The sequence below is a fragment of the Aeromonas sp. R7-5 genome (assembly GCF_040908015.1).
In the GTDB taxonomy this organism is placed as follows: Bacteria; Pseudomonadota; Gammaproteobacteria; order Enterobacterales; family Aeromonadaceae; genus Aeromonas; species Aeromonas caviae.
The window spans coordinates 47463-61609 of the sequence record NZ_JBFOCZ010000032.1; the positions used below are offsets into that span (position 1 = coordinate 47463).

Annotated in this window: 12 protein-coding genes; 8 read left to right on the forward strand and 4 right to left on the reverse strand. The window is 58.2% G+C overall.

The genetic code is table 11. The annotated features are described in order from the left end of the window. Positions 1-170: 170 nt before the first annotated feature. The 3 genes from AB5Y53_RS13315 to ptsG all read left to right on the forward strand — a co-directional run bounded on the left by AB5Y53_RS13315 (position 171) and on the right by ptsG (position 4417). Positions 171-1490, forward strand: coding sequence for a maltoporin (locus tag AB5Y53_RS13315; protein WP_053288142.1), 1320 nt, complete (start codon positions 171-173; stop codon positions 1488-1490). Between the two features lie 90 nt (positions 1491-1580). Further along, complete coding sequence (locus tag AB5Y53_RS13320; protein WP_042015533.1) at positions 1581-2555, forward strand: MalM family protein; 975 nt, start codon at positions 1581-1583, stop codon at positions 2553-2555. 428 nt (positions 2556-2983) lie between these two features. Continuing rightward, positions 2984-4417: a PTS glucose transporter subunit IIBC gene (gene ptsG / locus AB5Y53_RS13325; protein ID WP_010673398.1), complete on the forward strand. Its 1434-nt coding sequence runs from the start codon at positions 2984-2986 to the stop codon at positions 4415-4417. 163 nt (positions 4418-4580) lie between these two features. Here ptsG and AB5Y53_RS13330 read toward each other — a convergent pair whose 3' ends face one another. From AB5Y53_RS13330 to map, 4 genes are all read right to left on the reverse strand, one after another. Then, the gene (locus tag AB5Y53_RS13330) at positions 4581-4964 is read right to left on the reverse strand and encodes a DUF3461 family protein (RefSeq protein ID WP_039039426.1); all 384 of its coding nucleotides are present in this window, start codon (positions 4962-4964) and stop codon (positions 4581-4583) included. 275 nt (positions 4965-5239) lie between these two features. Further along, positions 5240-6067, reverse strand: a complete 828-nt coding sequence (dapD, locus tag AB5Y53_RS13335; RefSeq protein ID WP_010673400.1) for a 2,3,4,5-tetrahydropyridine-2,6-dicarboxylate N-succinyltransferase — start codon at positions 6065-6067, stop codon at positions 5240-5242. 178 nt (positions 6068-6245) lie between these two features. Next, positions 6246-8888, reverse strand: a complete 2643-nt coding sequence (gene glnD / locus AB5Y53_RS13340; protein WP_368182267.1) for a bifunctional uridylyltransferase/uridylyl-removing protein GlnD — start codon at positions 8886-8888, stop codon at positions 6246-6248. Between the two features lie 64 nt (positions 8889-8952). Beyond that, positions 8953-9741 (reverse strand): type I methionyl aminopeptidase, encoded by a 789-nt coding sequence (map, locus tag AB5Y53_RS13345; RefSeq protein ID WP_010673402.1) that lies wholly within the window; start codon positions 9739-9741, stop codon positions 8953-8955. A gap of 358 nt (positions 9742-10099) precedes the next feature. Between map and rpsB the strand changes: the two genes are divergently transcribed. From rpsB to uppS, 5 genes are all read left to right on the forward strand, one after another. After that, complete coding sequence (gene rpsB, locus AB5Y53_RS13350) at positions 10100-10828, forward strand: 30S ribosomal protein S2 (protein WP_010673403.1); 729 nt, start codon at positions 10100-10102, stop codon at positions 10826-10828. Between the two features lie 104 nt (positions 10829-10932). After that, positions 10933-11814 carry a translation elongation factor Ts gene (tsf, locus tag AB5Y53_RS13355; RefSeq protein ID WP_010673404.1) on the forward strand — a complete coding sequence of 294 codons (882 nt, stop codon included), beginning with the start codon at positions 10933-10935 and terminating at the stop codon, positions 11812-11814. A gap of 71 nt (positions 11815-11885) precedes the next feature. Next, complete coding sequence (gene pyrH / locus AB5Y53_RS13360) at positions 11886-12620, forward strand: UMP kinase (RefSeq protein WP_010673405.1); 735 nt, start codon at positions 11886-11888, stop codon at positions 12618-12620. A 95-nt stretch (positions 12621-12715) separates the two neighbouring features. Beyond that, positions 12716-13273, forward strand: coding sequence for a ribosome recycling factor (gene frr / locus AB5Y53_RS13365; RefSeq protein ID WP_010673406.1), 558 nt, complete (start codon positions 12716-12718; stop codon positions 13271-13273). A 72-nt stretch (positions 13274-13345) separates the two neighbouring features. Then, positions 13346-14122 carry a polyprenyl diphosphate synthase gene (gene uppS, locus AB5Y53_RS13370; protein WP_039039427.1) on the forward strand — a complete coding sequence of 259 codons (777 nt, stop codon included), beginning with the start codon at positions 13346-13348 and terminating at the stop codon, positions 14120-14122. The last annotated feature ends 25 nt before the right edge of the window (positions 14123-14147 follow it).

The following is a 14147-nucleotide window of genomic DNA, read 5'->3' on the forward strand; positions in this document are numbered from 1 at the left end:
GCTGTGGTTGTCGATGGCGTGTGATTTGTCATCGTTTTGTGAATCAGCTCATGTTTGCAGGGAATTTGGGTACATATAATCGACCCCGGTTATCACCAAAACGTTTTTCCGGTGATAAGAACTTGAATATCAGGATCACACTCCTCTCAGCGGGAATAAGGAAAATGAAAATGAAAGCAAAGTGGCTCCCGATCGCTGCAGCAGTAACCGCAGCCCTGGCTTCCCAAGCCGCCTTCGCCGTTGATTTCCACGGCTACTTCCGTTCCGGTGTCGGTGTTTCCGGTGACGGGGACATGGTCAAATACAACGTCAACAAGGTTGGTCGTCTGGGTAACGAAAATGATACCTACGGCGAAGTCCAGCTGGGTCAGGAAGTCTTCAACAAAGATGGCAAGACTTTCTACGTAGACTCCATGTTCGCCATGACCTCCAACGGCTCCAACGACTGGGAAGGTACCGGCACCGTCTGTAACTTCGATGCCAAGCAGTGCAACGGCGACTCCGACTTCGCCCTGCGTCAGTTCAACGTGCAAGCCAAGGGGCTGCTGGGCTTCGCGCCGGAAGCCACCCTGTGGGCCGGTAAGCGTTTCTACCAACGTCACGACATCCATATCTCTGACTTCTACTACTGGAACATCTCCGGTGCCGGCGCCGGTATCGAAGGCATCCAGGCTGGTCCTGGCAAACTCTCCCTGGCCTGGGTCCGCAACGACCGTAGCGCGGCGGATGTATTTGGTCAGTACACCAATACCGGAACCAGCACGGCTCCGAACTATGTGAAAAACGAAGATCTGAACGTCAACACCCTGGACGTGCGTTATGCCGGCATCCCGCTGTGGCAGGACGGTTCTCTGGAAGTGGGCGCCATGTATGCCCTGGTCAATGAGACCGACGCCCAGAAAGATCTGAAGAACGACAACATGAAGAACGGCGTCATGCTGACCGCCGAACTGACCCAAGGCATCTTCGGTGGCTTCAACAAGACCGTACTGCAGTACGGTACCGAAGGCTACTCCAAGACCATGGCCTACTACGGTGATGGCTCCTGGTACGGTGCCGAAGCCAAAGCCGGTGCCGATGGCTACCGTATCATCAACTGGGGCGTCATCCCGATGGGCAACTCCTGGGAGATGGGTCACCAGCTGGTCTACGGGGTAGGCAACGAGATGTGGGATACCAACGACAAGACCGAAACCATGTCTGTCGTAGTTCGCCCGATGTACAAGTGGGATGACTTCAACAAGACCATCTTCGAAGGCGGTTACTTCAAGGACAAGACCAGCTATAACAATGGCGCTGCCGATGACAAGGATGCTGGCTACAAGCTGACCCTGGCTCAGGCCTGGTCTGCCGGCTCCAGCTTCTGGGCCCGTCCGGAAATCCGTGTATTCGCTTCCTATCTGGCGAATGATGAAGACAAGGAAGTGTTTGAAGGCAACACCTCCAAAGACACCTATCAGGTTGGCGTACAAGCAGAAGCCTGGTGGTAAGCAATATCTTCAGTTAAGTTAGTCACTGCCCCCTTATGGGGGCAGTTTTGTTTCGCATGATGTGGCAACCGGGTTATGGAGATAAGAAGAATGAAACTGGTAAAGATGTCTATCGCGGCCATGGTTACCGCGCTGCTGGCCGGTTGTTCCGGTAGCATGGTGGTGCCCGTGCAGGAGCACGCCTCCATTCTGAGTAATGCCGATCAGGCCAAGCAGGCGCTCTCCCAGGCAACCAGTTGTTGCACAGGGTTCAACGAATTCAATTATGTCTCCCTGCCGGAAGGCGAGACGCTGCTGGCCATCGACGGCAAGCAGCCCAGTTATCAGTTTGACGAGGGCATGAGCTATTTTGCCGCCTATCGTCTGCCGGCCAATACCGGCAATCTGGCCATCACCCTGGCCTCCCAGGTCAGCAAGACGGTCCTGGTTCCCAAGGTGATCATGCTGGATGCCCAGTTCAAGGTGACTCGCGTGCTGGGTGAGTCGGTCTTTGCCTATCAACCAGCCCACCTGCTCGACAACGACAGGATTGAGGGGCGCGTGTTTGTGGACCGCAGCATGCCGGGCAATCCCGCCACTGAAACCTATATGGTGGTCTATGCGCCGGCCAACGAGACGGCGGGCAGCACCACCATCTTGCACCCCGCGAAGGCCTTTGCCCGTGCCAACGGCACGGTCGAGCCGGATATCAAGGACCCCGTGATCCCCCATTCGCCCTGGGGTCTGGTACAGATAAAGGTCACGGACATGGCCAAGGGACAAGGCCTGGAAGCCGTGTTCAAGCCTGAATACGCCGACAAGGTGGCGATGAGCCAGGCCAAGCCTGCTACCACTGCCGTGGCTGCGACGGCGGCCACCACGGCTGCCGTTGCCGCAGCGCCGAGCAAACCGGCTCCCGCCATGCTGAGCGAGACCGAGAGCTTCTACAACGCCCAGATCGAGAAAGCGGTGAAGGCCGGTGACATCGACAAGGCGATGCAACTCGTGAATGAAGCCGAGCGTGCCGGTTCAACCAAGGCGAAATCGGTCTTTATTGATGCAGTGAAACGTTCACAGAAGAACTAAATATCTCGGTTTATTAAAATCGATATTTATTGGAGGCCTCCCTTGTTGGAGGCCTTTTTAATCGGTAGACTGGATAATATAAATCCGCAATAAGTTACATTCAGTTACAGTGAGTATCGTTGGGTATTATTTGGTTTCTTTGTGATTTATTTTGAAGTGGTTTATTTCTTTTTGCGGCGAAGCTATAACAATACGAAATAATATTCAAGACAGTCCCCTCTCTGCTTATTTATTATCTTGTGATCTCTCCTCCAAATTTATTATTCCCTTGTTTCCGACAGAGGCATTTCCACCCCCGCTGGGTTATATTCTGCTGGTCAAAATAAGCAACCCGGAAAACGCACTTGGCGCAGTGACGGATGAAGCACATCGTCATCAATAAACTGCCCTGAGTCGTTGTCGGAAAAAATCCATTCAGGAGCGCACACATGTTAAAAAATGCTTTCTCTAATCTGCAAAAGGTCGGTAAGGCGCTGATGCTGCCCGTATCGGTCTTGCCCGTTGCAGGTATTCTGCTGGGGGTGGGTGCTGCCCACTTCAGCTGGTTGCCGGAAATCGTCTCCCAACTGATGGAGCAGGCCGGTGGTTCCGTATTCGGCCAGATGGCTCTGCTGTTCGCCGTGGGCGTCGCCCTTGGCTTCACCAATAACGACGGTGTTTCCGGCCTGTCCGCCATCGTCGGCTACGGCATCATGACCGCCACCCTGACTGTGATGGCGCCTGTGATGGGTGTCGAGAAGATCGATACCGGTGTGCTGGGTGGTATCCTCGCCGGTGGCGTGGCTGCCTGGGCGTTCAACCGCTTCTACAAGATCCAGCTGCCAGAGTACCTCGGCTTCTTCGCTGGCAAGCGCGCCGTGCCCATCATCACCGGTTTTGTTTCCATCGGTCTGGGTGTCGTGCTCTCCTTCATCTGGCCGCCGATCGGTGGTGCCATCGGTGCCTTCTCCGACTGGGCTGCCAACCAGAACCCGGTCCTGGCCTTCGGCATCTACGGCGTGGTTGAGCGCTCCCTGATCCCGTTCGGTCTGCACCACATCTGGAACGTGCCGTTCTTCTATCAGGCTGGTACCTGCGTCAACGCCGCCGGTGAAACCGTACACGGCATCATGACCTGCTTCCTGACTGCTGATGACGCTTCCCGTGCTGCCGGCAACGGCTTCGGTCAGCTGGCGGGTGGCTACCTGTTCAAGATGTTCGGTCTGCCTGCTGCCGCGTTTGCCATTGCGCACTCCGCCAAGCCGGAAAACCGCGCCAAGATCGTAGGTATCATGGCTTCTGCTGCCCTGACCTCCTTCCTGACCGGTATCACCGAGCCTATCGAATTCTCCTTCCTGTTCGTGGCCCCGGTTCTGTACGCCATCCACGCCCTGCTGGCCGGTCTGGCATACGTGCTGACCAACATGCTGGGTGTCGTTCACGGTCACACCTTCTCCAACGGCTTCATCGACTTCGTGGTGCAATCCCCGCGTGCCGACAACATGCTGCTGCTGGTGGGTCTGGGTCTGGTCTACGCGGTCATCTACTACGTGGTCTTCACCGTGGTCATCCGTGCCATGAACCTGAAAACTCCGGGTCGTGAAGACGAAGCCGCTCAAGAGTCCTCTGCCGGTCAAAGCAAGGACGAGATGTCTGCTGCACTGGTCTCCGCCTTCGGTGGCAAAGAGAACATCGCCTCTCTGGACGCCTGCATCACCCGTCTGCGTGTCGGTGTGAAGGATGTGGCCAAGGTTGACCAGGCTGGTCTGAAGAAGCTGGGCGCCGCCGGTGTGGTGGTGGCGGGTTCCGGTGTACAAGCCATCTTCGGCACCAAGTCCGACAACCTGAAAACTGAAATGGACATCTGGATGAAGAGCAACTGATTGTCGCTCCGATATCCGAGTTCCGAAAAGGGAGGCGCAAGCCTCCCTTTTTGCTGGGTTGCGTTTGGTGGCGGGACATGTGCGGGGGTTTTCCTGACGGCGCCAGCATGGTGTGACCCAATGAAAAAGGCGCCCCTGGGCGCCTTTGCTGCATCAGACCGGCTTAAAGCTTTTCGAGATCCCGTTCTATCTCGCTGATCTTGTTCTGCACCACTTTTTCCAGATGACGCAAGTCGCGCAGTATTTTCTGCTTGATGTCCGGATCGGCGGAAGGCTGGCCGCCCTGGGTCAGATTGTCCAGCTCATCCACCACGTATTTGAGGTTGGCGTTGATCTCGGTGACATCTTTGTACTCATGGGTCCCCGAGTCGACCAGCATGGTCTTGCGCTGGCGGGGGTATTTGAATTTGACGCTCTTGGCGAAGAATTCACCCTTCTGCTTCTTGAAATAGATCTTGAGGATGTCGTGGTTGGCTTCCTGGCGCAGGGTGTAGCTGTCCACCGAGGTGGGTTCCTGGATCCCCAGGCTCTTGAGATTCTCGTACATCGGGCTTCCTTGGTTTGAAACGATCCTGACCCCTCTATCTTACCCGAGTCCGGACGCCTTGCCTGTGACAGGCGCGCCAAATTCAAATTGGTGTCAAAAAGGTCTTTTTTAATCAGCGAGCCAAGGGGGAGGGGTGAACGCCTTGTCAGCACTGCCATAAGCGGTATCGTCTCATGGGGGTGTGCAGTGCTGGTGGGGCAGGAGGGTTGGCGTCCACCCATGAGAGCGGGCATGAAAAAGGGCACCAGAGGTGCCCTTGATGACATCGGCGTGGATTACTCGTCGATGGAGCGCAGCAGGGCGTTGATGCCGACCTTGGCGCGGGTCTTGGCATCCACCTTCTTGACGATGACGGCGGCGTAGAGGCTGTACTTGCCGCACTTGGAGGGCAGGGAGCCGGAAACGACCACGGAGCCGGCCGGGACGCGGCCGTAGTGGATTTCGCCGGTTTCGCGGTCATAGATGCGGGTGGACTGGCCGATGAAGACCCCCATGGAGATGACGGAGCCTTCCTCGACGATCACCCCTTCCACCACTTCGGAACGGGCACCGATGAAGCAGTTGTCTTCGATGATGGTCGGGTTGGCCTGCAGTGGCTCCAGTACGCCGCCGATGCCGACGCCGCCGGAGAGGTGCACGTTCTTGCCGATCTGGGCGCAGGAGCCCACGGTGGCCCAGGTGTCGACCATGGTGCCTTCATCGACGAAGGCGCCGATGTTGACGTAGGAGGGCATCAGCACTGTGTTCGGGGCGATGAAGGAGCCTTTGCGCGCGGTCGCGGGCGGCACGACGCGTACACCGGCAGCCTTGAACTGCTCTTCGGTGTAGTTGGAGAACTTCAGGGGAACCTTGTCGTAGTACTGGGCATCGTCGCCCTTGATGATGCCGTTGTCGTTGATGCGGAAGGAGAGCAGCACGGCCTTCTTCAGCCACTGGTGGACGACCCACTCGCCGGCAATCTTCTCGGCAACCCGTGCTTTGCCGGAGTCCAGCAGGTCGATGGCTTCCAGAATGGCGGCCTTGGTGGCGGCATCGACGGAGCCGGGGGTGATGGAGTCACGGCGCTCGAAGGCCGCTTCGATGGTCTGTTGCAACTGGGTCATGACAGGTTTCCTTTATAAAATTCTGTTTGTTGTATCACACTTTTCCAATCGTTTTTAAGGGCTCTCGCCGATTTCTTCAGAATCAGGGCGATTTATTGTACTTGAGTGGTCCAACCATTTGTTCTGATTGAGGAATCAATACGTCAAAAAGCCTCTTTCGAGGATTCATCCGAGCGTGTCAGGCACTCTCGCCAACCGGTTCCTGGGGGTTGAGCTGATTGACCAGCTTCTCCTCGAGGGCCTGCTGCTCCTCCGGGTTCAGCGGCTCTCCGGCCAGGGTGGTGAGGCTGAAGAAGTCCTCCACCCGCTCACCGATGGTGGTGATCTTGGCGGCATGGAGGGAGAGGCCGCACTGCTGGAACACGGCACCGATACGGGCCAGCAGGCCCGGAGTATCCAGGGCCGTCAGCTCCAGCAGGGTGTGGCGGTTTTCCCCCTTGTGGGGCAGGAAGACCACCCTGGTCGGCACGCTGAACTGGCGGTGGCGTCTGGACAGGGGTTTGCTGCGCAGTACCAGTTTGCCCGGCTCCTGAAGGGCTTTCTCCAGCGCCTTCTTGATGGTGGCGGTACGATTGGGGCTGATTGGCTCGCCGTTTGGCTCCAGCACGATGAAGGTGTCGAGCACGTAGTCGTTGCGCGAATTCATGATCTGGGCGTCGTGGATGCTGAGGTTCTTCTGATCCAGCGCCGAGGCCACAGTGGCAAAGAGGTTGGGGGTATCGCGACAATAGATGAACACCTCGCTACCGCCCCGTATGGGATGCTTGCCGATGAGCACCAGGGGGGCCGGGTTGTCACCGTGGGCGATGATCTTGCGGCAGTGCCAGGCGATCTGCTCCGGGCTGTGGCGCAGGAAGTAATCGGCCTTGAAGTCGTTCCAGAGGGCGGTGACCGCCTCCTGTGGCACCTCGCGCTGGGTCAGGATCTGCCTGGCCTGGCGCTGGTTTTCACGGATCTTGAGGCGCATGTCCGGCGGGTTTTCCAACCCCTGGCGCAGGGCCTTCTGGGTGGCGAAGTAGAGTTCGCGCAGCAGGGTACCCTTCCAGTCGTTCCACAGACTGTCGTTGGTGGCACAGATGTCGGCCACGGTCAGGCAATAGAGCAGGTCGAGGTGCAATTCATCCCGCACCTTCTGGGCGAAGTCGGTGACCACGTCCGGGTCGTAGATGTCGCGGCGCTGGGCGGTGACCGACATCAGCAGATGGTGGCGCACCAGCCAGGCGACCAGTCGGCTCTCATAGCGATCCAGCCCGTGCAACTGGCAGAACTCCAGCGCATCCACGGCCCCGAGTTCGGAATGATCGCCACGCCTGCCCTTGGCGATGTCGTGGAAGAGGGCGGCGATGCTGAGCAGCTCGGGCTTGCGCAACTGGGTGAACACCTCGTGGCAGAGCGGGTGAGTCTGGCGGCTGGCTGGATTCGGGAAGCGATGGATGTTCTGCAGCAGCCGATGGGTGTGCTCGTCCACCGTGTAGGCGTGGAACATGTCGAACTGCATCTGGCCGACGATGAGGTTCCACTGGGGCAGGTAGGCCGCGAGGATCCCGTACTTGTGCATCAGGGTGAGCGGCTGGCCGATGCCGTTGGGGTGGCGCAGGAGCGCCATGAAGAGACGGCGGCACTCGGGTAGATCTTGCAGCCAGCAGTTGAGGGTGCGTCTGGCCTCGCGCAACTGGCGCAAGGTGGCGGAGTGGATGCCGGCGATCTCCGGGTGCTGGGCTATCTGGTAGAAGAGTCGCAGGATGGCGGCAGGATCCCGGCCGAACAGCTCGGAGTCCACCGCATCGATGAGGCGGCCGCGCAGCTGGAATTCGTCGCTGATGCGGCGCACGTCCATGGCGGTGTTGCCGAGAATGGCCTCGTCAAAGAGTTGCAGCAGCATCTCGTTGAGCTCGGCCACCCGCCGCACCGTCTGGTAGAAGCGCTTCATCATCTGCTCGACCGGGCCGTTGCCCTCGCCCTCGAACCCCAGCATCTGGGCCACGGTACGCTGGCGGTCGAACAAGAGGCGGTTGTCCCCCTTGTTGATGGCCATGTGCAGGGCGAAGCGCACCTTCCACAGGAAGTTCTGACAGTCGAGCAGCTCCCGGTACTCGGCCCGGTTGAGAAAACCGTGGCTGGTCATCTCGAACAGGGTGGTGGCGCCGAAGTGGCGGCGGGCGACCCAGGCCAGGGTCTGGATGTCGCGAAGGCCCCCGGGATTGTTCTTGAGATCCGGCTCCAGCTTGTAGGCGGTGCCGAGAAACTGCTGGTGGCGCAGGGCCTGCTCTTCGCGTTTGGCACGAAAGAAGGCTTCGCTCGGCCAGAAGTGCTGGGGCTGGGTGGCCGCCTGCAACTGCTCGAATCCCGCCAGGCGACCCGTGATGTAACGGGCCTCGATGAGGTTGGTGGCAACCGTGATGTCGTTGCGACCCTGCTCGATGCACTCGGCCACGTTGCGCACCGACTGCCCCACTTCCAGCTTGAGATCCCACAAGAGGGTGATGAACTCGCCGATGCGAAGCCCCAGCACCTCGTCCAGTTCATCTCCTTCGTAGAGGATCAGCAGGTCGATATCGGAGTGGGGATGGAGTTCGCCGCGGCCATAGCCGCCTACCGCGATCAGGGTGAGCTCGGTCCTGTCGAAGCCGAACTTGTGCCAGAGCCTGGTTAGCAGCGCGTCCATGTATTCGGAGCGGGTGGCGACCAGTTCGATGATGTTGTCACCGGCGTCGAAGCGCTCGTGCAGCCAGGCGAGAAAGCGGCTCAGGTACTCCTTGCAGTTGTCACGGGTGAGCTGATCGTCTGGGAGCAGATGGGGAGAAAGCAGGCTGGCATCCATGGCATGTCACACTCTCGGTCGGGCCGGGTAAAGAGCAACCCCGGCGCGCGGCCGGGGTTGAATGTCAAACGTGGCGGATAAAACGCTCGATAGTGTCGTCGGGACGCAGGGTCAGGACCTCGCAGCCATCCTCGGTCACCAGCAGGGTGTGCTCCCACTGGGCGGAGTCGCCGCCGTCCTTGGTGGTCACGGTCCAGCCATCCTTCGGATTGACCTTGCAGTGGTACTTCTTGCTGTTGACCATGGGCTCGATGGTGAAGCACATGCCCGCTTTCAGCTCCAGCTTGCCGCCGTTGCGGTAGTGGAGGATCTGCGGCTCTTCGTGGAACTCGGCACCGATGCCATGGCCGCAGTAGTCGCGTACCACGGAGAAGCCGGCCTGCTCGACGATGGGCTGGATGACGGCGCCGATCTCGGTGATGCACATGCCCGGGCGCACCCGCTTGATGGCGGCATAGAGGCTATCTTGGGCCACCTTGCAGAGCTGGCGACGCAGGGGGGTGGTCTGGCCCACGATGAACATGGCGGAGGTATCGCCGTGATAACCATCCTTGATGACGGTGATATCCAGATTGATGATGTCCCCTTCCCGCAGTTTCTTGTGGTTCGGGATGCCATGGCAGATGACATCGTTCACCGAAGTACAGATGGACTTGGGGAAGCCGTGGTAATTGAGCGGCGCGGGGATGGCCTGCTGCACGTCGACGATGTAATCGTGGCAGAGGGTATTCAGTTCGTCTGTGGTGACGCCCGCCTTGACGTGGGGGGCGATCATGACCAGCACGTCGGCGGCCAGCTGGCCGGCGACACGCATTTTTTCAATCTCTTCCGGTGTCTTGATTTTAATGGACATGGGATCTCTCTTGGGGCCTGATTGCGCATCCTGCCGATGCCCAACAACCAGGTAATGAAAAATAGATGCGTTTGCAATCAGGGCGAAATTTTATCCCCAACCCCCGTTTACTTCCAGTGTGATCGTCATCGCAACGTCATCAGGCGGTCGCACCATGGTCCGGGATCCATTTTTAGCACCCGGGCTGGTGGTGTCATGACCAAAGTTATGGTATAAAGCGCGCCGGAATGGGGAACTCGTGTCCTCATACCATCACCCTTACTCAACAACACACACACATCGACACATATGCCGGGGTGCCTTAACGGGTCGGTTATATGGGATGTGTGGAGGCCTAACCCCAATACAGAGGTATAAAATGGCTAAAGTTTCTATGCGCGACATGCTGCAAGCCGGCGTTCACTTCGGTCACCAGACTCGTTACTGGAACCCGAAAATGAAGTCCTACATCTTCGGCGCCCGCAGCAAAGTTCACATCATCAACCTGGAAAAAACCGTTCCGATGTTTGACGATGCCATGAACTTCATCAGCTCCGTAGCTGCCAAGAAAGGCAAGGTACTGTTCGTAGGTACCAAGCGTGCCGCGTCTGAAGCCGTCAAAGAAGCCGCTGAGCGTTGCGACCAGTTCTATGTTAACCACCGCTGGCTGGGCGGCATGCTGACCAACTGGAAAACCGTTCGTCAGTCCATCAAGCGCCTGAAAGATCTGGAAACCCAGAGCGAAGACGGTACCTTCGACAAGCTGACCAAGAAAGAGGCGCTGATGCGTACTCGCGAAATGGAAAAGCTGGAGAAGAGCCTGGGTGGTATCAAGAACATGGGCGGCCTGCCTGACGTTCTGTTCGTTGTCGATGCCGACCACGAGCACATCGCTATCAAAGAAGCCAACAACCTGGGTATCCCGGTAGTTTCCATCGTTGATACCAACTCCAACCCGGACGGCGTTGACTATGTCATCCCGGGTAACGACGACGCTATCCGTGCCGTACAGCTGTACCTGAACGCTGCTGCTGACACCGTTCTGGAAGCCCGTGAGCAGGACATCGTTGTTCAAGCCGAACAAGATGGCTTCGTTGAAGCTGAGTAATTGATAAGGACTGAAAAGCCCTTATTAACCAAGCTGATGTAATTGGTTAGCAGGGGCCCTTGTGGCCCCTGTTTCTTGTCAATTCAAGACCGAGGATACTGGACATGGCAAACATTTCTGCCGCCCTGGTAAAAGAACTGCGCGAGCGCACCGCCGCTGGCATGATGGATTGCAAAAAAGCGCTGGAAGAAGCCAACGGTGATATCGAGCTGGCTATCGAGAACATGCGTAAATCCGGTCAGGCCAAGGCCGCCAAGAAAGCTGGCCGTATCGCCGCTGAAGGTGTGATCTTCGCCCGTACCGAAGGCAACGTTGCCGTCATGATCGAGCTGAACTGCGAGACTGACTTCGTTTCCAAGGATGCCGGTTTCCTGGCCATGGGTCAGAAGATCGTCGAGATCGCTGCTACCCAGAAAATCGCTGACGTTGACGCGCTGAAAGCCGCCGACTTCGGCAACGGCGAGTCCGTCGAGCTGACCATCACCAACCTGATCGCCAAGATCGGCGAGAACATGAACCTGCGTCGCGTGATGCTGGTTGAAGGTGACAACCTGGGCACCTACGTTCACGGCTCCCGCATCGGTGTTATCACCAAGCTGGTTGGCGGTACCGACGAGCTGGCCAAAGATCTGGCCATGCACGTTGCTGCCAACAGCCCGCAATTCGTCAAACCGGAAGACGTGTCTGCCGAAGTCGTTGCCAAAGAGCGCGAAATCCAGATCGACATCGCTATCAACTCCGGCAAGCCGAAAGAGATCGCCGAGAAGATGGTTGAAGGCCGCATGAAGAAGTTCACCGGTGAGGTTTCCCTGACTGGTCAACCGTTCGTGAAAGATCCTTCCATGACCGTTGCCGAGCTGCTGAAGAAAGAAGGCGCTGACGTTGTTTCCTTCACCCGTTTCGAAGTGGGCGAAGGCATCGAGAAGCAAGAGACCGACTTCGCTGCTGAAGTAGCAGCCCAGATCGCGGCCGCTCAGAAGGCCTAATCGAACCGGTTTTTCCGTTTCCCCAGACCGCGACTTATGTCGCGGTCTTTATATGACCAGGAATCAGTGACATGAGTACCAATCCCAAGCCTGCATACAGACGTGTTCTTCTGAAGTTGAGTGGTGAAGCCCTGCAAGGATCCGAGGGTTTCGGCATTGATCCGGCGGTGCTGGAACGGATGGCCCAAGAGATCAAAGAGCTGGTTGAGCTGGGTGTTCAGGTCGGTCTGGTCATCGGTGGCGGCAACCTGTTCCGTGGTGCCGGCCTTGCCAAGGCAGGCATGAATCGCGTGGTGGGTGACCACATGGGCATGCTGGCGACCGTCATGAACGGCCTGGCCATGCGTGATGCCCTGCATCGTGCTTATGTGAATGCCCGCCTGATGTCGGCCATCTCCCTGCAAGGGGTCTGCGACTCCTACAGCTGGGCCGAAGCCATCAGCCAGCTGCGCGCCGGCAAGGTGGTGATCTTCTCTGCCGGTACCGGCAACCCCTTCTTTACCACCGACTCGGCAGCCTGCCTGCGCGGTATCGAGATCGAAGCCGACGTCGTGCTGAAAGCCACCAAGGTCGATGGCGTGTTCACCGATGACCCGGTCAAGAACCCGGATGCCGTGCTCTATCAGGAACTGAGTTATGATGAAGTTCTTGAAAAAGAACTCAAAGTGATGGATCTTGCTGCTTTTACCCTGGCCCGCGACCACGATCTGCCGATCCGGGTGTTCAACATGAACAAACCGGGCGCGCTGCGCCGCGTGATCATGGGTGAGCCGGAAGGTACCCTGATCCACCAGGCCAGCAAGTAAGGCAAGTGTGAGCCCCAGGCTCGCTTGTCCATTACGCCAGTCAACAAGATAGATACGAGCCGCCTGTCGGCTCGTTCGCCAAAAGGAAAACCACTGTGATCAACGAGATTAAAAACGACGCCAAGGACCGCATGGGCAAAAGCGTAGAGTCGCTGAAGACCCAGATGTCCAAGATCCGTACCGGCCGTGCTCACCCGAGCCTGCTCGACGGCATCCAGGTGGAGTATTACGGTGCTGCCACTCCTCTGAAGCAGTTGGCCAACGTGGTGGCAGAAGATGCCCGTACTCTCTCCATCTCCATCTTCGATCGCTCCATGATCCAGGCGGTGGAAAAAGCCATCCTGACCTCCGATCTGGGCCTGAACCCGTCCAGCAACGGCCAGACTCTGCGCGTGCCGCTGCCGCCGCTGACCGAAGAGCGTCGCCGTGATCTGACCAAGATCGTCCGTGCCGAAGCCGAAGGTGCCCGGGTTGCCATTCGCAACATCCGTCGCGATGCCAACGCCGACCTGAAAGCCCTGCTGAAAGAGAAAGAGATCTCCGAAGACGACGACCGTCGCGCCCAGGAAGAGATCCAGAAGCTGACCGATACCTTCATCAAGCTGGTGGATGACGCCCTGGTTGTGAAGGAAAAGGAGCTAATGGAAATCTAAGCCTCCGACAGGTATATTACGAGCGCCGTGTAGTGCCCCTGCACGGCGCTTTTGTCTTTGTGGGAGAAATGAATGTCGCTTTTGGCAGCGCTAGGCGATAGCGCCAGCTCGTCCTTGCCCCGTCACGTCGCCATCATCATGGATGGCAATGGTCGCTGGGCCCAGAACCGCGGCAAGATGCGGGTTTCCGGGCACAAGGCGGGCGTGAAATCCGTGCGTGAGGCCGTGGCCTTTGCCGCTCGTGCCAAGATGGAGGCGCTGACCCTGTTTGCGTTTTCCAGCGAGAACTGGCGCCGTCCGGAAGGGGAAGTCAACGCCCTGATGGAGTTGTTCATGACGGTGCTGGGTCGCGAGGTGAGCAAGTTGCACAGCAACGGCATTCGCCTTCGGGTGATTGGCGACACTGCCCGCTTCAGCGAGCGGCTGCAGGCCAAGATCGCCAAGGCCGAGGCCCTGACCGCCAACAATCAGGGATTGACCCTCAATATCGCCGCCAACTATGGCGGTCAGTGGGACATCGCCCAGGCGGCCCGGACCCTAGCACGGGCCGTGGCGGCGGGTGAACTGGATGCCGAGGCGGTCGATGAGGCGGCATTGGGTCGTCATGTCTGCATGGCTGATCTGCCCCCCGTGGATCTGTTGATCCGCACCGGCGGGGATCATCGCATCAGCAACTTTGTCCTTTGGCAGCTCGCCTATGCCGAACTCTATTTTACCCCGGTCCTGTGGCCCGATTTTGACGAGGCCGAGTTCAGTGGGGCAGTTGCCTCCTTCGTTGCTCGCGAGCGTCGCTTCGGGTGTACGGGTGAACAGATCCGGGAATTGATCGCCGCGCAACAGACCGGCTAAACCCCGCTCCCAAGAGAGAGGTTTC

Coding starts and splice junctions, on each gene's coding strand:
- AB5Y53_RS13315 (WP_053288142.1), top strand. CDS start 171: ATGAAAGCAAAGTGGCTCCCGATCGCTGCAGCAGTAACCGCAGCCCTG.
- AB5Y53_RS13320 (WP_042015533.1), top strand. CDS start 1,581: ATGAAACTGGTAAAGATGTCTATCGCGGCCATGGTTACCGCGCTGCTG.
- ptsG (WP_010673398.1), top strand. CDS start 2,984: ATGTTAAAAAATGCTTTCTCTAATCTGCAAAAGGTCGGTAAGGCGCTG.
- AB5Y53_RS13330 (WP_039039426.1), bottom strand. CDS start 4,964: ATGTACGAGAATCTCAAGAGCCTGGGGATCCAGGAACCCACCTCGGTG.
- dapD (WP_010673400.1), bottom strand. CDS start 6,067: ATGACCCAGTTGCAACAGACCATCGAAGCGGCCTTCGAGCGCCGTGAC.
- glnD (WP_368182267.1), bottom strand. CDS start 8,888: ATGGATGCCAGCCTGCTTTCTCCCCATCTGCTCCCAGACGATCAGCTC.
- map (WP_010673402.1), bottom strand. CDS start 9,741: ATGTCCATTAAAATCAAGACACCGGAAGAGATTGAAAAAATGCGTGTC.
- rpsB (WP_010673403.1), top strand. CDS start 10,100: ATGGCTAAAGTTTCTATGCGCGACATGCTGCAAGCCGGCGTTCACTTC.
- tsf (WP_010673404.1), top strand. CDS start 10,933: ATGGCAAACATTTCTGCCGCCCTGGTAAAAGAACTGCGCGAGCGCACC.
- pyrH (WP_010673405.1), top strand. CDS start 11,886: ATGAGTACCAATCCCAAGCCTGCATACAGACGTGTTCTTCTGAAGTTG.
- uppS (WP_039039427.1), top strand. CDS start 13,346: ATGTCGCTTTTGGCAGCGCTAGGCGATAGCGCCAGCTCGTCCTTGCCC.